Below are 24291 nucleotides of genomic sequence, written 5' to 3'. Positions count from 1 at the left end.
TAGCACGATGGTCGGCATGGATCACAGCACCTGGGCGAGTTTCCCCTGGTGGCTCATCTTCCCGGTCTGGGCGGTGTTCGGCGGTCGTTTCGCGGCGCGCCGACGGGGCCGCCGCCGGATGCAGGGGCTGCCGCAGGCCGAGGCGCCGCACCGCCCGTCGGCGGCCGAGGCCCGCGCCGAGCAGCGCGCGCAGTGGGAACGGCAGGTCGCCTCGGCCCGTCAGCTGATCGCCGACCACGACGCCGTCAACGGGCGCTGGCTCGCGTACGAGCTCGATGTCGCCAAGCTCATCGACTTCCCGATGATGACCGACGTGCGCGAACCGCTGACCGTGGACTTCATCCGGGCCAAGCGGGCCGCGGACGGGCTCCGGCCGGGCAGCCCCGAGGCGCTCCTGCAGGACGACGGCGTGGGGGAGTACCGCGAGGCGGTGCGCCGGTACGAGGTGGCCTTCGACCTGGCCGAACGCGAGGCCTTGCGGCTGCGGGACGCGCACTACTCCCAGCTCGAACAGCGCCGCCTCGCCCAGGCCCGGCAGCTGCTGCGGGTCGCGGTCGACCCCGCCGCGACCGCCAACGAGCGTCAGTTGGCCTACACCCGGGTGCGGCGGGAGCTCGAGGGCATCATCGTGCTGCCCGTCGAGGCGGTCGCGGCGCTGGAGCGCCGCGTCGTCCTCGGTCTGCCCGCCGGCTCGGACGCCCGCCGCCCGACCGACGGCGCGGCATGACCCGGCCACGGCCGCAGCGCCGGCGGGTCGAGCAGCGGGCAACGCAGCGGGCAACGGCGAGCCCGGTCCCGCGACACACCCCAGTCGTCCGGGATATGGCGTCATATCCCGGAGGACGGCCGGCGTGTCCTGGGACTGGGTCAGCAGTGCTGGGCCTGCAGCGGCCGCCGCCACGTAGCCGGTCTCGGGCCTGCAGCGGCCCGACGGCTCCGCCTGACATCTCGCGCTACGGCCGCCACGGCCGGCCGCCGAGGCGCCCCGACACCGCGTCGGCCGCCTCCCGGCACGTCGCGCCGAGGGCCGGGATGGCCTCCCGCGGCGTGCGGTAGCGCGGAGCGGACACCAGCACGGCAGCCACCACGGTGCCCCGGTGGTCCTGCACCGCGGAGGCGACGCCCACCTCGTCGTCCGAGGTCATGCCGTAGTTGACGGCGTAGCCGTCCGTCCGCACCGCGGCCAGCAGGCCGAGGAGGTCGCCGAGCGCCGTATCGTCGTGCCGCGGCCCGGTCACCGAGCCGTTCGCGAGCAGGGCCCGCACCTCGTCGTCGGACATCGCCGCGAGGAACACCTGGACGCTCGCGCTGCCGGTCGTCGCGTACCGGCTGCCGAGCGCCGCCGTGTGCTTGATCAGCCGGGTGCTCGGGATCTGTTCGACCGACACCGAGCCGTGGCCGTCCCAGACCATCAGCGCCGCCGTCTCGCGGGTCCGCTCGGCCAGCTCGGTGAGCACGGGATAGGCCACCTGCCGCACCTCGAGGCGGGCCAGCAGCGGCCCGGCGACGGCGATGATGCCGAGCCCCAGCCGGAACCGGCGCGTCGCCGCGTCCCGTTCGACGAGGTCCTCGGCCTCGAGATTGGCGAGCACACGGGAGACGGTGCTCTTGTGCACCCCGATCCGGGCGGCGATCTCCGTCACCCCGAGATTCGGTTCGTCCACGGTGAAGCACCGCAGGATGGCCACCGCATTCGTGATCGCCGAGGGTCCCCGGCCACCCAGATCGTCGTCGCTGCCCATGCTCATCCGTCCATTCTGCTGTCCCCATGTCCAGGAACCGCAGGTGGGAGGGGCTTAGCATGGTCCCGTGTCGACGTCCTGGTATCTCACTGCTCATGAGCGCGACAACCGGCACACCCTGCTGGACGACCCGCATCCGGGCCAGCAGGCCCACTCCTCCGGCAACGTGGTGCGTCCGCTGATCCACGGCGCCGTCTACTTCGCGGAGCTCTACCGGCGCATCGAGGCCATGCGGCCCGGCGACCTGCTCCTGTTCACCGACTGGCGAGGCGACCCGGACGAGCGGCTGACCGGCGAGCCCGGTAGCGAGGTCTCGCAGGTGCTCGGACGGGCGGACGAGCGCGGCGTCGACGTGCGGGGCCTCGTGTGGCGGTCCCACTGGGACAAACTGCACTTCTCCGCGGAGCAGAACCGCCACCTCATCGAGGCGCTGCAGGACCATGGCGCCGAGACCCTCCTGGACATGCGCGTGCGCACCATGGGGTCCCACCACCAGAAGTTCGTCGTGCTGCGCCATCGCGACCGGCCGGATGAGGACATCGCCTTCGTCGGCGGCATCGACCTGTGCCACTCCCGGCGGGACGACGCCCGGCACGGCGGGGACCCCCAGCCGCAGGACATGGCCGACGAGTACGGGGACACCCCGCCGTGGCACGACGTGCAGCTGGCCATCCAGGGACCGGCCGTGTACGACGTCGAGACCGTGTTCCGCGAGCGCTGGGAGGACCCGACCCCGCTGACCCGCTCGCCGTGGCGGCGCCTCCGGGACGCGCTGGCCCACGACGACACGTCCCCGGACCCGTTGCCCGACCGGACCCCGGCGCCGGAGCCGATCGAGGACGCCACCCAGCACGTGCAGCTGCTGCGCACCTACCCCGATCTGCGCTGGGGCATGGACTACCCGTTCGCCGTCGGCGGCGAGCGTTCGGTGGCGCGCGGCTACACCAAGGCCCTGGACCACGCCCGCAAGCTCGTCTACATCGAGGACCAGTACCTGTGGTCCACCGACGTCGCCGAACGGTTCGACCACGCCCTGAACACGAGCAAGGACCTGCACGTGCTCGGGGTGCTGCCCCGCTTCACCGACCAGGCCGGTGCGACGGGCCGACTGCCCCAGCTGGTGGGCCGGGAGCGGGCGCTGCGGGCGATGTCCGCCTCGGCGCCCGAGCGGGTCGCCTTCTACGGTCTGGAGAATCACGCCGGCCGGCCGATCTACGTCCACGCGAAGGTCTGCATCATGGACGACGTCTGGGCCTCGGTCGGCTCCGACAACTTCAACCGCCGTTCGTGGACCCACGACTCGGAGCTCTCCGCCGCGGTGATCGACGACGCGGGGGAGGACCACTCGGCGTACGCGCGCCGCCTGCGCCTGCGCCTGGCCGCGGAACACCTGGGCCGCGAGCTGCCCGACGGCGTCGACGACGACGGGATCGCCGAGATCATGGCCGACTGCGTGGACGAGCACGGCATGTTCACCGCTTACCGGGAGGCCGTCGAGGCGCTCGAGGACTGGCACGACGGCGGTCAACGCGGCCGGCGTCCCCCGGGCCACCTGCGACGCCTGAGCACGCCGCAGCTCGGCCCGGTGACGAAGGCCTGGGCCGAGGTGCTGTACCGGACGGTGCACGATCCGGACGGTCGCCCGCGCGGCCTGAAGATCCGCGGCCGGTTCTGACGCGCCCTCGCTGACGCGAGCTCCCTGACGCGCGCTCCCTGCGCACGGCTGCACACGACCGCATACGACGACGCCCCGGGCCGTTCGGCCCGGGGCGTCGTGCGTTGCGGTGCCGGGGGCTTCCGGCATCCGGCTCAGGCGTCGACGATGTTGTGGTCCGGGCCGTAGCCGAACTTCGTGATGTTCTCGGCGCCGTCCTCGCCGACCACGAGGATGTCGTGCTCGCGGTAGCCGCCGGCACCGGGCTCGCCGTCGGGAACGGTGATCATCGGCTCCATCGAGACGACCATGCCCGGCTCGAGCACGGTGTCGATGTCCTCGCGCAGCTCCAGGCCGGCCTCGCGGCCGTAGTAGTGCGAGAGCACGCCGAAGGAGTGGCCGTACCCGAAGGTGCGGTTGGGCAGCAGGCCGTACCCGGTGTAGATCTTGTTCAGCTCGGCGGCGATGTCCTTGCACACGGCGCCGGGCTTGATCAGCTCGAGCCCCGCCTCATGCACCTCGACGTTGATCTTCCACAGCTCGAGCGACTTCGGATCCGGCTGGCCGAGGAACATCGTCCGCTCCAGGGCGGTGTAGTAGCCGCTGGTCATCGGGAAGCAGTTCAGGGACAGGATCTCCCCGCGCCGCAGCTTCCGGGTGGTGTTCCAGTTGTGGGCGCCGTCGGTGTTGATGCCGGACTGGAACCACACCCAGGTGTCCCGGATCTCCGAGTCGGGGAAGGTCCGGGCGATCTCGTGGGTCATCGCCTCGACGCCGATGAGGGCCACCTCGTACTCGGAGATGCCCTCGCGCAGCGCGGCCTTGATGGCCTCGCCGCCGAGGTCGCCGATGCGGGCGCCGTGCTTGATGACCTCGATCTCCTCGGCGGACTTGATCATGCGCTGCCGCATGGCGGCCTGCGAGATGTCGACCAGCTCCGCGTCGGCGAACGCATCCTGCAGGCGCTGCCGGTGCAGGACGGCGAGGGTGTCGTCCTCGACGCCGATGCGGCGGGCGGCGATGCCGCGGGTGCGCAGCACCTCCTGCAGGGCGAACTGGAAGTTGTCCCGCCGCCAGTCGGTGTAGACGACGTTCTCGCCGTAGCTGCGCCGCCACGGCATGCCGGCGTCGATGTTCGCCGTCACGGTCACCTGGTCGGTGGGGGTCACGACGAGCGCGTAGGAGCGGCCGAAGTAGGTGAACAGGAAGTCGCTGTAGTACTTGATGCCCTGATAGCTGTTGAGGATGACGGCGTCGAGGTCCTTCTCGGCCATGATCCGCCGAAGCCCGGCGAGGCGCCGCTCGAACTCGGCGTCCGAGAAGGTCAGGGGCTCCTTGCTGCCGTTGTGCAGGACCTTGAGGCGCTCCAGCTCGCTGACGTCGCTGACGTTGCTCGGGGCGTTCGTGGTGGTGCTCATTTCTCTCCTGTCGTGGTGCTGACGAACCGGGGGTCGTTGTCGGTGACCGGCAGCTCCTGCGCTGCCGGCGCGACCGCGCCGGTCGTGGTGCTGCCGGGCTGGCCCGGCAGCGGTCCGGGGTCGGGCAGCCGCTGGTGCCGGTGCACGTCGGTCAGGACGGTGCGCGCGTGCTCCGCGATCTGCTCGAGGGTCGTGATCCACACGCCGTCCAGGCTCTTGACCCGCTCGACGAGCGACTCGAGGGCGGTCAGGCGGGAGGGGCGACCCGAGATGAACGGGTGGTTGGTGAGGACGAAGCAGCCGCCCGCGGCGTTGGAGGCCTCGGCCTCCAGCGTCCACAGCTCGAGCGCCTTGTTCGGGGACTCGATGACGCCCGAGCCGGTCCAGCCGGGGTAGAAGGCGTACTGCTCCCAGTCGTCCAGGGCCCAGTCGATGGGCACCTCGACGAGGGACTGCGCGTCGGTCATGCCGTCGCCGGCGAACAGGTAGGGGGCGTCGCCGTCGAGCAGGCTCGAGTCGTAGCGGAACCCGCGATCGGCGAGCAGCTTCGTGGTGTGCCAGTTGTACTCCCACCACGGGGCCCGGTAGCCGACGGGCCGGACGCCGGCGACGGCGTCGAGCGCCTCCGATCCGCGGTCGATCATGTCCGCCTCGTCGGCCTCGGACATGCCCTTCGTGTTCTCGTGCAGGTAGCCGTGGTGGCCGATCTCGTGGCCGTCGTCGATCAGGGCCTTGACGATGTCGGGGTGCAGCTCGGCGGTGTAGCCCGGCACGAAGAACGTGGCCTTGACGTCCTGCCGGCGCAGCATCGCCAGCAGCTTCGGCACCGCCACCGTGGGCCCGTACTGCTGATGGGTCATCAGCGACATCCGGTCGACGTAGGTGTGGTCGAAGGCGATGGCGCCGGCCTCGGCGTCGACGTCGAAGGTGAAGGCGGCGGCGCTGCGGTGGGCGCCGGGCCACTCAGGCGTGGACAGGGGCATTGCCGGATCCTTCCGCGTCGGGGGTCGCGCCTTCGACGGAACCGGCGGCGACCGGAACCTGGTCCGGGCGGGGGATCACCGCGTTGCCGCGGGTGTCGAGCACCTCGCGGTCGGTCAGGTCCTGCCGGATGCCCAGCGGCACGCCCTCGTGGATCCGGGACTTGAACCGGGGCCAGCCCAGCACCAGGTAGAGCCCGCCGGCGACGACGGTGCCGGCCAGCCAGGAGAGGTCGACGCCGCCCATGGCCGTGGCGATGGGGCCCTGGAAGGCGGGGATGGCCCCGTACATGAACAGCCAGGTGGCGATCATGCCGGCGATGAAGGAGATGAACGCGATCGGGTTGAAGGCCTTCAGGTGGGTGTCCGTGGGCGCGAGGAAGAGGTAGCTGAAGTCCCGGTGCTTGCGCTCGAACACGTAGTAGTGGACGGCCATGATGCCGCCCCAGGTGGCGACCCAGGCGACGATGGCCGAGAGCCAGCTGTCGAGGGTCTGCCCGAAGTCCGGGGCGAGGGTGAAGAGGTACACGCCGACCATCGCGAGGACGCCGACGACGATCGAGAGCACCTTGCGGGAGATCTTCACGTCGAGGGCCTGCACCGCCACCGAGAACGTGTACATGTTGATGATGTTCGTGGCGATGGGGCCGTGGATCACGAGCAGGATCACGGGGATCGCCATGACCCCGAAGTTGGAGACGATCAGCTCGCCGGGGTCGGCCTGGCCGTTCTTCGTCGCCAGGCTCGCGCCGAGCAGGCCCAACCACACGACGGGCAGGAACTGGCCGAGGGCGCTGGCGGCGAACAGCCTGGCGGGCTTGACGGAGGTGCTGACGAAGCGGGAGTAGTCCGGCGCGTAGGTGAACCAGCCGATGCCCCACCCGATGCCGATCGCCGTCATGATGCCGGACATCGTGGCGAAGCGGGCGCCGCCCTCCAGCACCGCACCCGGAGGGCCCTGGTAGCCCCAGTCGATGTGCAGGGTGGTCCAGGCGATGAGCGACATGGCGACGAGGACGACCAGGGTGGGAGGCATCGTCCAGCGCTCGAAGCGGGCGATGGCCTTGTAGCCGCGGTAGCAGATGATGACCTGGACGGTCATGATGACGGCGGCGACGCCGAGGCGCCAGCCCAGGTTCTGCTGGCTCGGGTCGACCCAGCCGATGAGGCCGAACAGGGCCATGACGAGGTCGAGGATGATCCACGTGTTCACCGCGGCCCAGCCGATGGCCACGAGTGCCTGGATGGCGGCGGGCAGGTAGGCGCCGCGCCGGCCGAACGCCCCGCGGGCGAGCAGCATGCCGGTGGCGCCGGTCTTCTGGCCGAGCAGCACGAAGAAGCCGAACCCGGCCATGCCGATCAGGTTGCCGACGACGAGCACGATCATCGTGTCGGCCAGGCCGAGCCCGAGCTGGACGCCCAGGGCACCGAGGATCCAGTTGATGGGGGCGACGTTGGCGCCCGCCCAGATCCAGAACTGGCCGGACAGCTTGGTGGTGCGGGCGTGCTCGGGGACGGGTTGCAGGGTGTCCTCGACCTCCTGCGTGGCGGTCTCCGAGCTGGAGGGTGCTTCCTTCATGATCGACCCTTCGTGAGGTTGCGGTGGACGCATCGGGGTGGGGTGGGGGTGAACGGACGGAACGGTGGAACGTCAGGACTCGCGCAGGGGAGTGCGCGAGGTCTCCCGCGCGCAGAGCACCGCGACGAGAGAGATCACGGCGGCGGCCATCAGGTAGAAGCCGGGCGCCAGATCGTTGTGGGTCGCCCCGATCAGCCAGGTGGCGACGAACGGCGCGGTGCCTCCGAAGAGGGCGTTGGACAGGTTGAAGCTGACCGCGAAGCCGCTGTAGCGGATGGTCGTCGGGAACAGCTCGGCGAGGAAACTCGGCAGGGTCCCGTCGTTCAGCGTCAGCATCGCCCCGAGGAAAACCTCGACGGCGAGAACGGCGACGAAGTTGCCGGAGCCCAGCAGCAGGAAGGCCGGCACGGTGAAGACGACGAAGCACACGCTCGCGGCGATCAGGACACGCTTCCGGCCGAACCGGTCGGACAGGGCGCCCGTGAGGAAGATGAAGCCGATGTAGGTCAGCAGCGCGATGCTCGTGGCCAGGAAGGACGCGGTCTCGTCGAGGCCGATCTCCGCGGCCAGGTAGGTCGGCATGTAGCTGAGGATCACATAGAAGCCGACCGCGTTGAGCAGCACGGCGCCGGCGGCGAGCAGCAGGGTGCGCCAGTGGCTGCGGAACATGTCGCGGGCGGGGGCCTTGACGGCCTCGTCCTTCTCGGCGAGGTGCCGGAACGCGGGGGTGTCCTCGAGTCGGGTGCGGATGTACCGGCCGATCATCCCCATGGGGGCGGCCAGCAGGAACGGGAGTCGCCAGCCCCAGTCCGTCAGCTGCTGGCCGGACAGGGCCGTCGTCAGCAGGGCAGCGAGCAGGGAACCGAGCAGCAGGCCGGCCGCCGTGGAGGCGGGAACGACGGCCGCGTACAGGCCACGCCGGTTGGCCGGGGCGTACTCGACGAGGAAGGCCGAGGCGCCCGCGTACTCACCCGAAGCGGAGAAGCCCTGGATCACCCTGACCAGCAGGAGGAGGAGGGGTGCGAGCACCCCGACCAGCGCGTAGGAGGGCAGCAGTCCGATGCAGAAGGTCGCCACCGACATGATCAGGATGGACCAGGAGAGAGCGGCGCGGCGGCCGATCTTGTCGCCGATGCTGCCCCAGAAGAAGCCGCCGAGCGGGCGGACGATGAACGAGATGGCGAAGATCGCGAAGGTGGACAGCAGCTGCGTCTGCCGATCCGACTCGGGGAAGAACACGGAGCCGATGACGGCTGCCAGGTAGCCGTACACAGCGTAGTCGAACCACTCGACGAAGTTGCCGATGAAGCTCGCACCGACGACGCGGCGCCGCACGCCGGCGTCCACGGTCATGACGGCGGCCGTCTGCGGGCCGGGACCGTGAGCGGCCGGGGCCGTATGGCTGGGGGTGGTGGGCGACGTGCTCACGTCGTACCGCCTTCCGTCCTGGATGGTCCCGAAAGGGTCGGATCGAAGGAGCCGATCGGTCGCCGATTCGGGTTTGTTGCGAACAACGCAACAGTGATGCGTCACACACTAGGCATACGTCAGCGCCGTCGACAAGGGCTACCCGTGGGTTTTCTGCGACTGGTCGCCACATTTCACATCACTGATATGTCAGATGGCCAATCGGAAACGTCGCGGCAACACGCGCGGCTCACGCGGCGGCTTCGGTCTCCGTGTGGGTGCACCCGTCCTGTTTCCCCGACATCCCTTTGCGCTGCGTTCCGTCGATGGCGGCGGTACCGGCGTGTTCGTTAAGGCCCCTGCGGCCCCATCGCCTTCCGGCCCGTCGGCATCGGTGCTGCCCGGCACTGCTGGGCGCATCCGCGGCGCTGATTCGGGGAGCGACGCTCCCACCGGTGTCTGTCTGTCGGGGTCGGCGGGCCGCTGACGTCGTGGCGCCGGTTCTGCGGAGAAGGGTTCGATGCGTCCGCCGGGTGCTGGCACGAGTTCTGTCGGTGCTGGCTGGTTGAGTGGGGTCATGAAAGCCCCTTCGGTTTCGTCGACTCGCCGCTCACCGGCCTGCATGCCGGTCGGCGACGGAGTGCTGCCGAGGCTGGACGACGCTGAGGTCGTGAGCACCGCGCCGGCGGAGCGGCCGACGCTCGGCGAGTTGCCGGCCGGTGAGGTGGCGGCGCGGCTCACCCGAGCGGTTCAGGGTGGCCTGAGCCTGGAGTCGGGTGTCGCCGCACTGGAGGACCTTCGCCGGTTGGAGGCGTGGCTGGTCTGGACCAAGCACCGGCTGGTCGCCGATACGGCTGAGGCGGCGGCACGGGAGCAGGCCCGGTGGGTGCGGGACCACCCTCTCGGTCTGGGTGATGGAGACGAGGAGTCCGACGGGTTGCCGGGTGGTCGAGGGCTTTCCCGGGCTGAGCGGCTGGGTGTGGGGGAGCGGGCCGGGGTCGCTGAAGTGGCGTGTGCCCTGCACTCCGGTGAGGGCGAGGTGCACGGGTTGCTGCGCCGGGCGGATCGGTTGACCGGCCAGCTGCCGGCGACTGCGTCGGCGTTGGCGGCGGGGATCATCACGTCGGGGGCCGGGTCGGTGATCCTGGACGCAATCACCGAGTACGCGGACGCGCTGACCGCCACCGGGATCAAGCAGGTGAGCGGGGCGGCGTGGTCGGAGGCGATCGCCGCGACAGAGGCGTGCCTGCTGGAGGCCGCGGTCCGGGGGCGGACCCCGGCCCAGTTGCGCTCCCGCGCACGTCGGGTCCGGGACCGTCTGCATCCGCGCTCGTTCCGGGAGCGGGAGCGGTGTGCGCGGGCGGACCGGTTCGTGCGGATCAGCTCGGATCGCGACGGCATGGCCCGACTCAGCGCCCTGCTGCCGGCCGCCGTCGTGTACCGGATCGACGGGCGCCTCTCCTCCCTGGCTCGAGGTCTGCAGGAAGCCCTGATGCGAGAGTCCGCCGCCATGGTCGGCGACACGGCCACCCGCAACGTTGCGCCCGGAACAGGGGCTCCCGCCGCTGCTCCGCCGTCGACGGCGTCGGGTCCGGATGCTGATCGTCCGACGATCGGCCAACTGCGCGCCGACGTCCTGGCTGACCTGCTTGTCGGCCTCGGGATCCCCCGGTCTGCGGAAGTCTTCGACGGCACCGTGTCCGGCGCGTCGGGTCGGCTCGCAGCTGGCTCCCGCGGCGACCCCCACCTCGAGCCGGACGGGGGGCCGGTGCCGCGGGTGCTGCTGACCGTCCCGGCCTCGACGATGTTGGGCGGGGACGTGCCTGGTGAGCTGGGCGAGTTCGGCCAGATCCCGGCCGCCGACGCCCGCGACCTGGGCGCCCGAGCCGGCTCCTTCCTTCTGGGAGTCACGGGTGGACTCCCGTCGTCATCCGCCGGTGTCCCGACTGGAGGCTCCGGCTCATCGGAGTGCGACTTCGACGGCCGCGTGGTGCCGGTGCTGGTGACGACCGGGCAGCTCTACCGCATTCGGGCGGCGGTCCGGAGGGCGCTGCAGGTCCGGGACGGGACGTGCCGATTCCCGGGCTGTCGCCGCAACGCCACCGCCTGCGACCTGGACCACGTGACCGCCTGGACCGACGGGGGAACCAGCGAAGGGGGCAATCTGGCACACCTGTGCCGCAAGCACCACGTGCTCAAACACCACTCCGGCTGGACCGTCACCGCAGCATCGCCGTCGGACGGTCGTGACGCCGCTGAGTCGCACGGAGGCGGAGGTCGAGCCGACCATCACCCGCCACCGGGACCGGACGCGCTGATCTGGACCTCACCGGCCGGCCGCCGGTACCTGGCCGAGCCCGACGACCCGCCACCCTTCTGAGGCGAGGGCCTCAGAGCACCGCGCGGATCGAGGCCTCGAAGTGCTCGACGTGCTCGCCCGCCAGGGAGGCCGCGCGGGCGCCGTCGCCGGTGGCGATGGCGTCCAGCAGGGCCACGTGTTCGCGGATGTGCTCGGCGACCGACGGCATCCGGTGCAGCACCAGGCACCAGATCCTGGTGACGAGGTTGTCCAGCCGCACCAGGGTCTCCTCGAGGTGAGGGTTGTCGGCGGCCCGGTAGATCAGGCGGTGGACGTCGACGTCGTACTCCATCAGCGCGCGATTGTCCTTGGCCGTGTCCGCCTCGGTCATCGACTCGATCTGCCGGGCCTTCGCGGCGATGGCCGCCCGCTGGTCGTCGGCCGCGTTGGACGCCGCCCGCTCCGCAGCCAGGGGCTCGAGCACCCGCCGCAGGTCCGAGATCGACGCCAGATCGGTGATGTCCACCCGCGTCGCGAACGTGCCACGGCGCGGATAGGAGACCACCAGGTGATCGGTCTCCAGGTTCTTCAGGCTCTCCCGCACCGGCGTGCGCCCGATCCCCAGTTCGGCCGCGAGCGCCGCCTCGTTGATGGCCGCTCCCGGGGGGATGTCGAGCATCACCAGCCGGTTGCGCAGCACGTGGTAGGCCTCATCGGCCAGCGAGGTGTAGGGCGGAGCCCCGGTCACAGGCTCGGACTCGGCAACGCTCATCGGTGCTCCTCCTGACAGGGGGGACGGGGACGACGGGTGGGACAACAGCGGGACGGCGCTCAGCCGCGTGGCAACGAGCGGTGAGGACAGCGTCAGTGCCCGCCGACGGACGGCTGTGCGCACCGGCCACCCGAGGACGAAAAAGGGTGTTGACCGTCACCGTGAAGCAACATACTATCGGTACACGCTTGATATATCAGTTACCGACAAGGCGCGTTCAGCCGCCCGTCAGGAGGTCCCATGACTTCGCTCTCCGCCCCCGGCAGCACGAGCACCACCATCGGCAGCACGAGCAGCAGCATTGCCGTCATCGATGCCCTCACGGTTCTGGACGAGGACCTCGCGACCCTCGACCCCGAGGTGGCCTCGGCCATCGACGACGAGCTGGTGCGCCAGCAGTCGACCCTCGAGATGATCGCCTCCGAGAACTTCGCCCCCGCCGCCGTGATGGCCGCTCAGGGCTCGGTCCTCACCAACAAGTACGCCGAGGGCTACCCGGGGCGCCGTTACTACGGTGGCTGCGAGAACGTCGACGTCATCGAGACCCTCGCCATCGAGCGGCTCAAGGCCCTCTTCGACGTCGCCCACGCCAACGTCCAGCCGCACTCCGGCGCCCAGGCGAATGCGTCCGCGATGCACGCGCTCATCACGCCGGGCGACACCATCCTCGGCCTGAACCTCGCGCACGGCGGGCACCTGACCCACGGCATGAAGCTGAACTACTCGGGCAAGCTCTACAACGTCGTCGCCTACGGCGTGGACGAGCACACCCACCGGGTGGACATGGACCAGGTCGCCGCACTCGCGCGGGAACACGGTCCGTCTCTGATCATCGCCGGCTGGTCCGCCTACCCGCGCCAGCTCGACTTCGCCCGCTTCCGTGAGATCGCCGACGAGGTCGGCGCCCTCCTGATGGTCGACATGGCCCACTTCGCCGGCCTCGTCGCCGCGGGCCTGCATCCCTCCCCGGTGCCCCACGCCCACGTCGTCACCTCCACCACCCACAAGACCCTCGGCGGCCCCCGCGGCGGCGTCATCATGACGAATGACGCGGCCATCGCCAAGAAGGTCAACTCGGCGGTCTTCCCCGGCCAGCAGGGCGGACCCCTCGAACACGTGATCGCCGCCAAGGCCGTCGCCTTCAAGGTGGCCGCCAGCGAGCAGTTCGCCGACCGGCAGCGCCGCACCCTCGCTGGCGCGTCCATCCTCGCCGACCGCCTGACCGCCGACGACGTCGCCGCCCGCGGCATCACCATCCTCACCGGCGGCACCGACGTGCACCTGGTCCTGGTCGACCTGCGGAACTCCGACCTGGACGGGCAGCAGGGCGAGGACCTGCTCCACTCCATCGGCATCACCGTCAACCGCAACGCCGTCCCCTTCGACCCGCGGCCCCCGATGGTCTCCTCCGGCCTGCGGATCGGCACCCCGGCGCTGGCCAGCCGCGGCTTCGACGCCCAGGCCTTCACCGAGGTCGCCGACATCATCGCCACCGCCCTCACCGGGGACGGCAGCGAGGACGCCCTCGCCCCGCTGCGGGATCGGGTCTCCGCCCTCGCCGATCGCTTCCCGCTCTACCCCCACCTCCCGCTCCTGTCGAAAGGCGACCGATGAGCGTCCGTGAACTGCCGGAGCACCCGGCCCACCTCTGGGACAACCCGGAGCCGAAGTCCGGCTACGACGTCGTCATCGTCGGCGGCGGCGGGCACGGCCTGGCCACCGCGTACTACCTCGCCAAGAATCACGGCATCACCAATGTCGCGGTCCTCGAGCGCGGGTGGCTGGCCGGCGGAAACATGGCCCGCAACACGACGATCATCCGCTCCAACTACCTCTGGGACGAGAGCGCGGGCATCTACGAGCACGCCCTCAAGCTCTGGGAAGGACTGGAGGAGGAGCTCGACTACGACATCTTCTTCAGCCAGCGCGGCGTGATGAACCTGGCCCACACCCTGCAGGACGTGCGGGACAGCGTGCGCCGGGTCGAGGCCAACAAGCTCAACGGCGTCGACGCCGAGTGGATCGACCCGCAGCAGGTCAAGGACCTCTGCCCGATCATCAACATCAACGACGACATCCGCTACCCCGTGATGGGCGCGACCTACCAGCCGCGTGCCGGCATCGCCAAGCACGACTGGGTCGCCTGGGCCTACGCCCGCCGGGCCAGCGAGCTCGGCGTGCACATCATCCAGAACTGCGAGGTCACCGGCTTCATCAAGGACGGCGAGCGCGTCGTCGGCGTCGAGACCACCCGCGGCCGGATCAACGCCGGCGCCGTGGGCCTGGCCGCCGCCGGCCACTCCAGCGTCCTGGCGGAGCTCGCCGGGTTCCGGCTGCCGATCCAGTCCCACCCCCTGCAGGCCCTCGTCTCGGAGCTGCACGAGCTGGTCCACCCGACCGTGGTGATGTCCAACCACGTGCACGTCTACGTCTCCCAGGCCCACAAGGGCGAACTGGTGATGGGCGCGGGTGTGGACGCCTACAACGGGTACGGCCAGCGCGGCTCCTTCCACGTGATCGAGCACCAGATGGCCGCCGCGGTCGAGCTGTTCCCGATCTTCGCCCGGGCCCACCTGCTGCGCACCTGGGGCGGCATCGTCGACGTCACCCTGGACGCCTCCCCGATCGTCAGCACGACGCCGGTGGAGAACATGTACGTCAACTGCGGCTGGGGGACCGGCGGGTTCAAGGCGGTCCCGGCCGCCGGGTCGACCTTCGCCCACACCATCGCCACCGGCACGCCCCACCCGCTGAACGCCCCGTTCGCGCTGGACCGCTTCGTCTCCGGCGCCCTGATCGACGAGCACGGCGCCGCCGCCGTGGCTCACTAGACGACAGCCACTGAGCGCACCGAGAACATCGCGAGAGGACCGACATGCTGATCATCGACTGCCCCTGGTGCGGTCCCCGGCAGGAGATCGAGTTCGGGTACGGGGGACAGGCGCACGTCGCCTACCCCGAGGACCCGCACGCCCTCGACGACGCCGCCTGGGCCGAGTACCTCTTCTACCGCGACAACCCGAAGGGCATCTACGCCGAGCGCTGGGTGCACTCCGTCGGCTGCCGGCGGTGGTTCAACGCCCTGCGTGACACCCACACCTACGACATCGTCGCGATCTACCGGATGGGCGAGCCGCGGCCCGATGCCGTGAGCCCGCACGGCCCGCAGGATTCCGAACTCGTCCAGTCCTCCGTGGTGCCCGGTACGCCGGGCGGCGCCTCGGAGGCCGCCGCACCGACCACCCACGGAACGGGGAAGTAGACCATGAGCACCCCTGCCTCCCAGCCGGCCCAGTCTCACCGCCTCGACAGCGGCGGCCGGATCGACCGGGACACCACGCTGACCTTCACCGTCGACGGCACGACCTACACGGGCCACCCCGGGGACACGGTCGCCTCCGCCCTCGTCGCGGCCGGTGCCCTGCGCGTCGGCGACTCCATCTACAAGGGACGCCCCCGCGGCATCCTGGCCGCCGGCGTCGACGAGCCCAACGCCCTGATCCGGGTCCGCGGCGACGTCAACGAGTCGATGCTCCAGGCCACCGCGGTCGAGCTGACCGACGGCATGGAGATCGACCTGCTCGACGGCATCGGCATCCTCGACCCGCGGGACGACACCGCCCGGTACGACAAGAAGCACGTGCACGCCGACGTCGTCGTCATCGGGTCCGGACCGGCCGGTCTGGCCGCCGCCCGCATCGCGGCCGCCACCGGCGCCCGCGTGATCCTCACCGACCAGGACGCCGAGTTCGGCGGGTCGCTGCTCGCCCAGCCGCGCACCGAGATCGACGGCACCCCCGCCCCGCAGTGGGTGGCGCAGGCGGTCGCGGAGCTGGAGCATGCCCCCGAGACGACCCTGCTGCCGCGCACCGTCGTCTTCGGCAGCTACGACAACAACTACGTGCTCGCCCTCGAGACGGTCACGCCCGGGCCGACCCGCACCGCCGAGGTCGAGAACTCCGCGGTGCCGCGGCAGCGCCTGTGGCACATCACCGCGCAGCAGGTCGTCCTCGCGACCGGCGCCATGGAACGGCCGCTGATCTTCGCGAACAACGACCGGCCCGGCGTCATGCTCGCCTCCGCGGTCCGTTCCTACGTCGGCCGCTGGGCCGCCGTCCCGGGGCGGAAGGTCGCGGTCTTCACCACGAACGACAGCGCCTACGACGCGGTCGACGAGCTGCTCGCCGCGGGCGTGACGATCGCCGCCGTGATCGACGCCCGCACCGACGCGAGCGAGCGCGCCGCCGCCGCGTCGGCGCAGGGCGTCGACGTGCGCCTCGGTTCGGCCGTCGTGGACACCACGCCCGACGCCGACGGTTCCCGTCTGGCCTCCGTCACCGTCCGCGGCCTCGCCGAGGACGGCACCCTGACGGGTGAGGCGCAGACCGTCGAGGCGGACGTGCTCGCCGTCTCGGGTGGCTGGACACCCACCGTCCACCTGCACAGCCAGCGACAGGGGAAGCTGACCTGGCGCGACGACATCGCCGGCTTCGTCCCGGCCGGCCCGGTGAAGAACCAGCACGTGGTCGGTGCCCTGAACGGCACCTACGACACCGTGCACGCCGTGGCCGAGGGCACCGCCGCCGGTGCCGCCGCGGCCACCGCCGCCGGATTCGGGACGGGCACGCCCGAGGAACAGAGCGTGACCGTCCCGACCGACGCCGAGCGCTTCGCCGCGGCCGGTCCGGTCCGGCAGGTGTGGCTCGTGCCCGGTCAGGACCCGGACGCCGAGCTGGTCGACCACGTCGTCGACCTGCAGCGTGACAACACGGTGCGGGACGTGCTGCGCGCGACCGGCGCCGGGATGCGGGCCGTCGAGCACGTCAAGCGCTACACCTCGATCAGCACCGCCGCGGACCAGGGCAAGACCAGCGGCGTCAACACCATCGGGATCATCGCAGAGGCGCTCAAGGCCGAACTGGGCGGCGACGGCTCCGCCCCGACCGTCGGCGAGATCGGTACCACGACGTACCGGGCCCCGTTCACCCCGATCGCCTTCGCGGCGCTCGCGGGCCGCGGTCGAGGGGATCTCTACGACCCGGCCCGCGTCACCGCGATCCAGCCGTGGCACGTCGCCCACGGCGCGGAGTTCGAGGACGTCGGCCAGTGGAAGCGGCCCTGGTACTACCCGCAGGCTGGGGAGGACATGGAGGCCGCCGTCGCCCGCGAGTGCCGGGCCGCCCGCACGGGCGTCGGCTTCCAGGACGCGAGCACGCTCGGCAAGATCGAGATCCGCGGCGCGGACGCGGGGGAGTTCCTCAACCGCGTCTACACGAACGGGTTCGCCAAGCTCAAGCCCGGCAACGCCCGCTACGGCGTGATGTGCAAGCCGGACGGCATGGTCTTCGACGACGGCGTGACCCTGCGCCTGAGCGAGGACCGGTTCGTCATGACGACGACGACCGGCGGCGCCGCGAAGGTGCTGGACTGGCTCGAGGAGTGGTCCCAGACGGAGTGGCCGGAGCTCGATGTGACGTTCACGTCGGTCACCGAGCAGTGGGCCACCGTCGCCGTCGTCGGCCCGAGGTCCCGCGAGGTGCTGCAGACGTTGGCACCGGCGCTCGACGTCTCGGCCGAGGCGTTCCCGTTCATGGCGTTCCGGGAGACCACCCTGGCCTCGGGCCTGTGGGCGCGGATCTGCCGGATCTCCTTCTCCGGCGAGCTGGCCTTCGAGGTCAACGTGCCCGCCTGGTACGGCCTTGCCGTCTGGGAGCAGGTGGCCGAGGCCGGCGCCGAGTTCGGCATCACGCCGTACGGCACCGAGACGATGCACGTGCTGCGCGCCGAGAAGGGATTCCCGATCGTCGGGCAGGACACCGACGGCACCGTGAGCCCGCAGGACCTCGGGATGGACTGGATCATCTCGAAGTTCAAGGACTTCATCGGCAAGCGGTCCTACAGCCGGCTGCACAACGCCGAGACCACGCGCAAGCATCTGGTCTCCGTGCTGCCGGTGGACCGGTCGACGCTGCTGCCCGAGGGCACGCAGCTGATCGAGCCGGGCACCCCGACGGAGACGATCCCGGTCCCCATGGTGGGACACGTGACGTCGAGTTATCGCAGCCAGACGCTGGAGCGCCCCTTCGGCCTCGCCCTGATCAAGGGCGGTCGCGAGCGCATCGGCACCCGGCTGCTCGCGCCGGTCGGCGCGGAACTGATCGAGGTGGAGGTCGGCGACACCGTCGTGTACGACCCCGAGGGAGCGCGGAGGGATGGCTGAGATGAGCACGATGACGACGGCAGAGGAGAAGGGCGTGGACGCGGCTGCGCGGTACCGGCGCAGCCCGGGCGCCCACCTGGCCGAGACGATGGCGGCCGGTTCCGGCACGGCGGTCCGGCTGCGGGAACTCCCGTTCCAGACCATGGTCGCCCTGCGCGTGGAGCCGGGCACCGAGGCCGCCGGCCGGGTCGAGGCCGCCCTCGGGCTGCCCTTGCCGGCCTCGTGCGGTGAGGTCACCGGCAGCACCGACGGCAGTGGCGTCGCCGTGCTGTGGCAGGGACCGGACGAGTTCCTCGTCGTCGGCCCCGACGAGGAACTGCCCTCACCGGCGGAGCTGACGGCGCAGCTCGGGGAGGCGATCGGGGCGGCCCGGGGCCAGGCGGTCGACGTCTCGGCCAACCGGACCACCCTCGAACTGGCCGGGACGGCGGCCCGCGACGTGCTCGAGAAGGCCGTCGTGCTGGACCTGCATCCGCGGGCCCTCCCGGCGGGCCGGGCGTTCGCGACCCTGCTCGGTCCGGTGCAGGTGGTGCTGTGGAAGACTCGGGACGAGCCCGAGTTCCGCATCCTGCCGCGCGGTTCCTTCACCGAGTACACCGTGGCCCTGCTCCTCGACTCGATGGCCGAATTCTCCTGAGAAAGGCTCTGTCCCCATGGCTCTGAGCGCCCTCGACCTGTTCTCGATCGGCATCGGCCCCTCGTCGTCGCACACGGTGGGTCCGATGCGCGCCGCCCGCCGGTTCGCCTCCGGACTCGAGAAGGCCGGCCGGCTCGACGACGTCGCGCGCCTCTTCGTCCAGCTGTTCGGCTCCCTCGGCGTCACCGGCCACGGGCACGGTTCGCCCAAGGCCGTGATCCTGGGCCTGGAGGGGGAGGACCCCGAGACGGTCGACACCGACGGGGCCGACGAGCGGGTCGCCGCGATCAGGGAGGCGCGCACGCTCACCCTGGCGGGCCGCCACGCGATCGGCTTCGACCCGGACGAGGACCTCATCATGCACCGGCGCAAGTCGTTGCCGGCTCACCCGAACGGGATGAGCTTCGCCGCGTTTGACGCCGCCGGTGAGCTGATCGCCGAGCGCACCTACTACTCGGTGGGCGGCGGCTTCGTCGTCGACGAGCAGGCCGCCGGCGCCGATCGGATCGTGGCGGACGAGACGCCGCTGCCGTACCCCTTCACGACGGGGGCGCGGCTGCTGGAGATCTGCGAGGCCGAGGGCCTGTCGATCGCCGAGGTGATGCTCGCGAACGAGCTGTCCTGGCGCAGCGAGGACGAACTGCGGGCGGAGCTGCTGAAGATCTGGGCGGTGATGCGCGAGTGCGTCACCAACGGCTGCGGTCGCGACGGCGTGCTGCCCGGCGGCCTGAAGGTCACCCGGCGGGCGCCGCGCCTGTTCGCCGAGCTGAGCGCGCGGACGGACGAGTCGGATCCGATGCGGGCGATGGACTGGGTCAACCTGTACGCGCTCGCGGTCAACGAGGAGAACGCCTCGGGCGGCCGCATCGTCACCGCCCCCACCAACGGGGCGGCCGGCATCATCCCGGCCGTGCTGCACTACTACGACGCGTTCATCCCGGGCGCCGACGAGGACGGCGTGGTGACGTTCCTGCTCACCGCGGCGGCCATCGGCATCCTCTACAAGGAGAACGCCTCGATCTCCGGCGCCGAGGTCGGCTGCCAGGGCGAGGTGGGCTCCGCGTGCTCGATGGCGGCCGGTGCGCTGTGCGCGGTGATCGGCGGCACCCCGCGCCAGGTGGAGAACGCCGCGGAGATCGGCATGGAGCACAACCTGGGCCTGACCTGCGACCCCGTGGGTGGCCTCGTGCAGATCCCGTGCATCGAGCGCAACGCCATCGCGAGCGTCAAGGCGATCAACGCGGCCCGCATGGCCCGGCAGGGCGACGGCACCCACAAGGTGTCCCTCGACAAGGTGATCAAGACGATGCGGGACACCGGGCGCGACATGAAGATCAAGTACAAGGAGACCAGCCGCGGCGGCCTCGCCGTCAACGTCATCGAGTGCTGACGCCGGCGAGTCCGGTCACGAACCCTCAGGAGGACGATCGATGGAGTACGTGCTGACGCTGGACTGCCCCGAGCGGCTCGGCATCGTCCACGCGGTGACGGGCTTCCTGCTCGAGCACGGCTGCGACATCGTCGACAGCAAGCAGTTCGACGACCGGCGCGACGGGCACTTCTGCCTGCGGCTGGAGGTGGCCGGCCCGGCGAATGCCGGGGACGACACCGCCGGGGAGGCCTGCGACAGGGAGGCCGGCGACAGGGACGCCGGTGACGCCGCCGAGCTGGCCCGCCTGCGCGAGCACTTCGCGCCGATCGTCGAGGAGTTCGGCATGACGTGGACGCTGGTGCCGAGGGGCACCCGCACCCGGGTGCTGATCATGGTCTCGCGGTTCGGGCACTGCCTCAACGACCTGCTCTACCGCACCCGCACCGGGGAGCTGCCGATCGAGATCGTGGCCGTCGTCTCCAACCACGAGGACCATGCCGGCCTCGTGGGCTGGCACTCCATCCCGTTCTTCCACGTCCCGGTGACGGCGGCGGGCAAGCCCGCGGCGGAGGCGCGGCTGCTCGACCTCGTGGACCGGTTCGACGCCGAACTGGTGGTGCTGGCCCGCTACATGCAGGTGCTCAGCGACGACCTCTCCGCGGCGCTGACGGGCCGGTGCATCAACATCCACCACTCGTTCCTGCCCTCGTTCAAGGGCGCCAAGCCGTACCACCAGGCCTGGGAGCGGGGCGTGAAGATGGTCGGCGCCACGGCGCACTACGTCAACGCCGAGCTGGACGAGGGACCGATCATCGCCCAGCAGGTGATCGACGTGGACCACACGCACGCGCCCGAGGACCTCGTGGCCGTCGGACGGGACGCGGAGGTCGCCGCGCTCACCCGGGCCGTGCGGTGGCACGCCGAGCGGCGCGTGATCCTGCGCGGTCAGCGCACCGTCGTCCTGCGCTGACCGGACGTCTTCACCGACGACAGAGGTCCCGGCCGCTCGCGGCGGCCGGGACCTCGTCACTGCCGGGTGGTACCCGGTGCGACTACCTGCGCTTGCCGCCGCCGATGAGCAGCGACGCGGCGATGCCCGCCATCCACACGTCCTTGGCGACCGCCGTGCCCTGCTGGCTCGGCCGGATACCGTCGGACTGGGTCATGCCCTCGGTGCGGAAGTACATCGTGAGCAGGCCCGCGGAGAACGCGCCGAGCGCGAGACCGGCCAGTCGGGCCGGAACGGCCGGGAACAGGAGCGCCGAGCCGACGGCGATCTCCGAGTAGCTGATGAACTTGCCGAAGGTCTCCGGCTTCATGTCCTTGAACTCGGGGATGGCGTTGGAGGCCATGCCCTGCAGGCCGGCCGCGGAGTTGCCGTCCAGGTCCAGCTTGCCGATGCCCGAGTTCAGGATGAAGGCGCCGGTCACCAGTCGCAGCGGAATGTTGCTCAGTTTCATGGCCGTCTCCCGGTCTCGTCGTGCGTGGTCGTGGGAAGCCCGTGGGCCCCTGACCCAGCATAACGACCCACGTCCGCGGCGGACCCCCAGCTCACGGCACGCTCTTGACACACCGAGCACTGAACCGGTTAAGTGATCTACATCACGGACGGTCCGACGGCGGGCCGCCCGGCAGGGTACCGGCGCACCGGGTGGATCCCGCGGCCGGTGCATCACCGGAGGGAGCGCGCATGGGCGTGACCATCGCCGACGTCGCACGGGCGGCAGGGGTGAGCAAGGGCGCGGTGTCCTACGCCCTGAACAACCGGCCCGGCGTCAGCGAGGCCACCCGCAGCCGCATCCTCCACCATGCGCACGAGCTGGGCTTCAGCCCCAACGTGCAGGCCCGTTCCCTCTCCTCCTCCCGCGCCTTCGCGGTGGGCCTCGTCATCGCCCGGGACCCGGGCCTGCTCGGGTCCGATCCCTTCTTCCCGGCGTTCATCGCGGGCCTGGAGACGGTCCTCGCGGACGAGGACGTCACGCTAGTGCTCACCGTCGCGACCCGGCCGGGCGCCGAGGAGCGCGCCTACCGGCGGCTCGCCGACGGCGGCCGCGTCGACGGTTTCGTGCTCAGCGACCTGCGGTGCACCGACAACCGGATCGCCCTGCTCGAGGAGACCGGGCTGCCCGTCGTCACGCTCAACCGGCCCGACGGCCCGTCCTCGTTCCCCGCGGTGCTCGTCGACGACACCGCAGGGGTGCGCGACGCCGTCGAGCATCTCATCGCGCTCGGGCACCGCCGCATCGGGCACGTCGCGGGGCCGCAGGACCTCATCCACGGCCGCAGTCGGCTGCGCGCCTGGCGGGACACGATGACCGCGCACGGCCTCGAGGCCGACTTGGTGGCCGTCACGGACTTCGGTGCCGGCAGCGGCGTGGCGGCGACGGAGGAGCTGCTCGGCCGCGGGGACCCGCCCACCGCCCTGGTGTACGCGAACGACGTGATGGCGATCGCCGGCATGTCCGCGATCGCCGCCGGAGGCCGGTCCGTGCCGGGCGACGTCTCGGTCGTCGGCTACGACGACGCGCCCATCGCCGGGCACCTCACCCCGGGGCTGACGACGGTCGCCACGTCGCCGATGCGCTGGGGCGAGTTGACCGCCCGCGTCCTGATGCGGGCCATCGAGCACGGCCCCCGGCTGCCGGACGTGACCATGGCCCCGGCGTCCCTCGTCGTCCGCGGCTCCACCGCCCCGCCGCCGGGACCCACCGCGCATTCCCGCCTTACCGCACCATCCAGTACCGCACCATCCAGCAGTCGTTCATCATCCAGCAGTCGTTCATCATCCAGCACCGCTCGAGAGTGAGGACTCGTCATGAAGAGAGCAGTGAAGAACGCCGTCACGAAGCACCCGCTGGCCACCCGGCTCGGCGCCGGGCTCGCCGTCACCGGACTCGTCGCCGCCCTCGCCGGCTGCGGCGGGTCGGGCGGCGACCAGAGCGCCGGCGGCGGCAACACCAGCGCGAAGGGCCCCATCACCGTCTGGTACTCGAACAACGAGGCCGAGGTGAAGTGGGGCAAGCAGATGGTCGCCGCCTGGAACGCGGCACACAGCGACCAGAAGATCACCGCCCAGGAGATCCCCGCCGGCAAGAGCTCCGAGGAGGTGATCGGCGCCGCGATCACGGCGGGCAACGCCCCGTGCATCGTGCTGAACACCGCGCCCGTCGCCGTCCCGCAGTTCCAGCAGCAGGGCGGCCTCGTGGCCATCGACTCGTTCTCCGACGGCGCCCAGTACATCAAGGACCGCACGGGCGACATCGCGGGCCAGTACACGTCCTCGGACGGCAAGTTCTACCAGGTGCCGTGGAAGTCCAACCCCGTGGTGCTGTTCTACAACAAGGACATCTTCGCCAAGGCGGGCATCGACGCGAACAAGCCGCCGTTGGCGACCCGCGACGAGGTGCTCGCGGCCGCGCGCAAGGTGGTCAAGTCCGGGGCCGCCAAGACCGCGATCTGGCCGTCCCCGGCGAGCGACTTCTTCCAGTCGTGGTTCGACTTCTACCCGTTCTACGCAGCGGCCACCGACGGCCGTCAGCTCGTCAAGGACGGCAAGGCGACCTTCGACTCGACCGAGGGCAAGGACGTCGCGACCTTCTGGCGGACCATGTACCAGGAGGGCCTCTCCTCCAAGGAGGCCTACAAGGGTGACTCCTTCGCCGACGGCAAGGCCGCGATGGCGATGTCGGGCCCCTGGGCGATCGACTTCTACGGGTCCAAGGTCAAGTGGGGCACCGTGCCGGTACCGGGCTCGACGGCCAAGGACGCCACCTACACGTTCTCGGACGCGAAGAACATGGCCGTCTACAGCGCCTGCAAGAACCCGGGCACCGCGTGGGACGTCATCAAGTTCGCCACCAGCAAGGAGCAGGACGGCAAGCTGCTGGAGATGACGGGCCAGATGCCGATGCGCAGGACCCTGACGACGGACTACGCCGACTACTTCACCAAGCACCCGGCCTACAAGCAGTTCGCCGACGAGGCGACCCGCACCGTCGAGGTGCCGAACGTGACGAACGCCGTCGAGATCTGGCAGACGTTCCGCGACGCGTGGAGCAAGTCGGTGATCTTCGGCAACCAGAGCGTCGACGACGCCGTCAAGGGCGCCGCCGACAAGGTCAACCAGCTCGCCGGCAGCTGACCGTGGCGACGGTGACGGCCCCGGGGAACCCGGGGAAGGACACGAGGAGGAGGACGCCGGGCACGGGAGG

General features: G+C 70.9%; 19 protein-coding genes. 12 read left to right on the top strand and 7 right to left on the bottom strand.

The genetic code is table 11. From position 1 onward, the window contains the following. Positions 1–16: 16 nt before the first annotated feature. Entirely contained in the window at positions 17–727 is a 711-nt protein-coding gene (locus V6N00_RS12090) for a hypothetical protein (RefSeq protein WP_334232651.1), read from the top strand. Positions 728–953: 226 nt separating this feature from the next. Here the strand turns inward: V6N00_RS12090 and V6N00_RS12085 are convergent, their stop codons facing one another. After that, positions 954–1748 (bottom strand): IclR family transcriptional regulator, encoded by a 795-nt coding sequence (locus V6N00_RS12085; RefSeq protein ID WP_334232649.1) that lies wholly within the window; start codon positions 1746–1748, stop codon positions 954–956. A 61-nt stretch (positions 1749–1809) separates the two neighbouring features. Here V6N00_RS12085 and V6N00_RS12080 point away from each other — a divergent pair, with 61 nt between their 5' ends. Further along, positions 1810–3417: a phospholipase D family protein gene (locus V6N00_RS12080; RefSeq protein ID WP_334232647.1), complete on the top strand. Its 1608-nt coding sequence runs from the start codon at positions 1810–1812 to the stop codon at positions 3415–3417. Positions 3418–3551: 134 nt separating this feature from the next. Here V6N00_RS12080 and V6N00_RS12075 read toward each other — a convergent pair whose 3' ends face one another. The 4 genes from V6N00_RS12075 to V6N00_RS12060 form a co-directional block, all read right to left on the bottom strand. After that, positions 3552–4814: an aminopeptidase P family protein gene (locus V6N00_RS12075; protein WP_334232646.1), complete on the bottom strand. Its 1263-nt coding sequence runs from the start codon at positions 4812–4814 to the stop codon at positions 3552–3554. Continuing rightward, the gene (locus tag V6N00_RS12070; RefSeq protein WP_334232644.1) at positions 4811–5797 is read right to left on the bottom strand and encodes a polysaccharide deacetylase family protein; all 987 of its coding nucleotides are present in this window, start codon (positions 5795–5797) and stop codon (positions 4811–4813) included. Before V6N00_RS12070 ends, V6N00_RS12075 begins: the two co-directional genes overlap by 4 nt. Next, entirely contained in the window at positions 5778–7373 is a 1596-nt protein-coding gene (locus tag V6N00_RS12065; RefSeq protein ID WP_334232642.1) for a purine-cytosine permease family protein, read from the bottom strand. Before V6N00_RS12065 ends, V6N00_RS12070 begins: the two co-directional genes overlap by 20 nt. Positions 7374–7445: 72 nt before the next feature. Then, positions 7446–8801: an MFS transporter gene (locus V6N00_RS12060; protein WP_416385082.1), complete on the bottom strand. Its 1356-nt coding sequence runs from the start codon at positions 8799–8801 to the stop codon at positions 7446–7448. 649 nt (positions 8802–9450) lie between these two features. Between V6N00_RS12060 and V6N00_RS12055 the strand changes: the two genes are divergently transcribed. Then, positions 9451–11160, top strand: coding sequence for an HNH endonuclease signature motif containing protein (locus V6N00_RS12055; RefSeq protein ID WP_334232640.1), 1710 nt, complete (start codon positions 9451–9453; stop codon positions 11158–11160). Positions 11161–11170: 10 nt separating this feature from the next. Here the strand turns inward: V6N00_RS12055 and V6N00_RS12050 are convergent, their stop codons facing one another. Next, the gene (locus V6N00_RS12050; RefSeq protein WP_334232638.1) at positions 11171–11851 is read right to left on the bottom strand and encodes a GntR family transcriptional regulator; all 681 of its coding nucleotides are present in this window, start codon (positions 11849–11851) and stop codon (positions 11171–11173) included. A gap of 240 nt (positions 11852–12091) precedes the next feature. Here V6N00_RS12050 and glyA point away from each other — a divergent pair, with 240 nt between their 5' ends. The 7 genes from glyA to purU are packed head-to-tail and all read left to right on the top strand — an operon-like array spanning position 12092 to position 21050. Then, positions 12092–13465 (top strand): serine hydroxymethyltransferase, encoded by a 1374-nt coding sequence (glyA, locus tag V6N00_RS12045; protein WP_334232637.1) that lies wholly within the window; start codon positions 12092–12094, stop codon positions 13463–13465. Continuing rightward, positions 13462–14682, top strand: a complete 1221-nt coding sequence (locus V6N00_RS12040; RefSeq protein ID WP_334232635.1) for a sarcosine oxidase subunit beta family protein — start codon at positions 13462–13464, stop codon at positions 14680–14682. The genes glyA and V6N00_RS12040 overlap by 4 nt, the downstream gene beginning before the upstream one ends. Before the next feature lie 44 nt (positions 14683–14726). After that, positions 14727–15113 (top strand): sarcosine oxidase subunit delta, encoded by a 387-nt coding sequence (locus V6N00_RS12035; RefSeq protein WP_334232633.1) that lies wholly within the window; start codon positions 14727–14729, stop codon positions 15111–15113. A 3-nt stretch (positions 15114–15116) separates the two neighbouring features. Beyond that, the gene (locus V6N00_RS12030; protein WP_334232632.1) at positions 15117–18071 is read left to right on the top strand and encodes a 2Fe-2S iron-sulfur cluster-binding protein; all 2955 of its coding nucleotides are present in this window, start codon (positions 15117–15119) and stop codon (positions 18069–18071) included. Next, positions 18064–18708 carry a sarcosine oxidase subunit gamma gene (locus tag V6N00_RS12025; RefSeq protein WP_334232630.1) on the top strand — a complete coding sequence of 215 codons (645 nt, stop codon included), beginning with the start codon at positions 18064–18066 and terminating at the stop codon, positions 18706–18708. Before V6N00_RS12030 ends, V6N00_RS12025 begins: the two co-directional genes overlap by 8 nt. 16 nt (positions 18709–18724) lie before the next feature. Continuing rightward, positions 18725–20098, top strand: a complete 1374-nt coding sequence (locus V6N00_RS12020) for an L-serine ammonia-lyase (protein ID WP_334232628.1) — start codon at positions 18725–18727, stop codon at positions 20096–20098. A gap of 40 nt (positions 20099–20138) precedes the next feature. Further along, a complete protein-coding gene (gene purU / locus V6N00_RS12015; protein WP_334232627.1) occupies positions 20139–21050 on the top strand; it encodes a formyltetrahydrofolate deformylase in 912 nt (303 codons plus the stop codon). Positions 21051–21132: 82 nt separating this feature from the next. Here the strand turns inward: purU and V6N00_RS12010 are convergent, their stop codons facing one another. Continuing rightward, the gene (locus tag V6N00_RS12010) at positions 21133–21540 is read right to left on the bottom strand and encodes a hypothetical protein (protein ID WP_334232626.1); all 408 of its coding nucleotides are present in this window, start codon (positions 21538–21540) and stop codon (positions 21133–21135) included. Between the two features lie 230 nt (positions 21541–21770). Here V6N00_RS12010 and V6N00_RS12005 point away from each other — a divergent pair, with 230 nt between their 5' ends. Together V6N00_RS12005 and V6N00_RS12000 are read left to right on the top strand one after the other, a co-directional pair. Beyond that, a complete protein-coding gene (locus V6N00_RS12005) occupies positions 21771–22886 on the top strand; it encodes a LacI family DNA-binding transcriptional regulator (RefSeq protein ID WP_334232624.1) in 1116 nt (371 codons plus the stop codon). 9 nt (positions 22887–22895) lie between these two features. Then, positions 22896–24221 carry an extracellular solute-binding protein gene (locus tag V6N00_RS12000; protein ID WP_334232622.1) on the top strand — a complete coding sequence of 442 codons (1326 nt, stop codon included), beginning with the start codon at positions 22896–22898 and terminating at the stop codon, positions 24219–24221. Positions 24222–24291: the final 70 nt, after the last annotated feature.

Origin of the sequence: Tersicoccus mangrovi, assembly GCF_036881825.1 — a bacterium.
Lineage (GTDB): Bacteria > Actinomycetota > Actinomycetes > Actinomycetales > Micrococcaceae > Tersicoccus > Tersicoccus mangrovi.
Note: the sequence above shows the minus strand (reverse complement) of the source record. Positions and strands in the feature narration are given on the sequence as shown.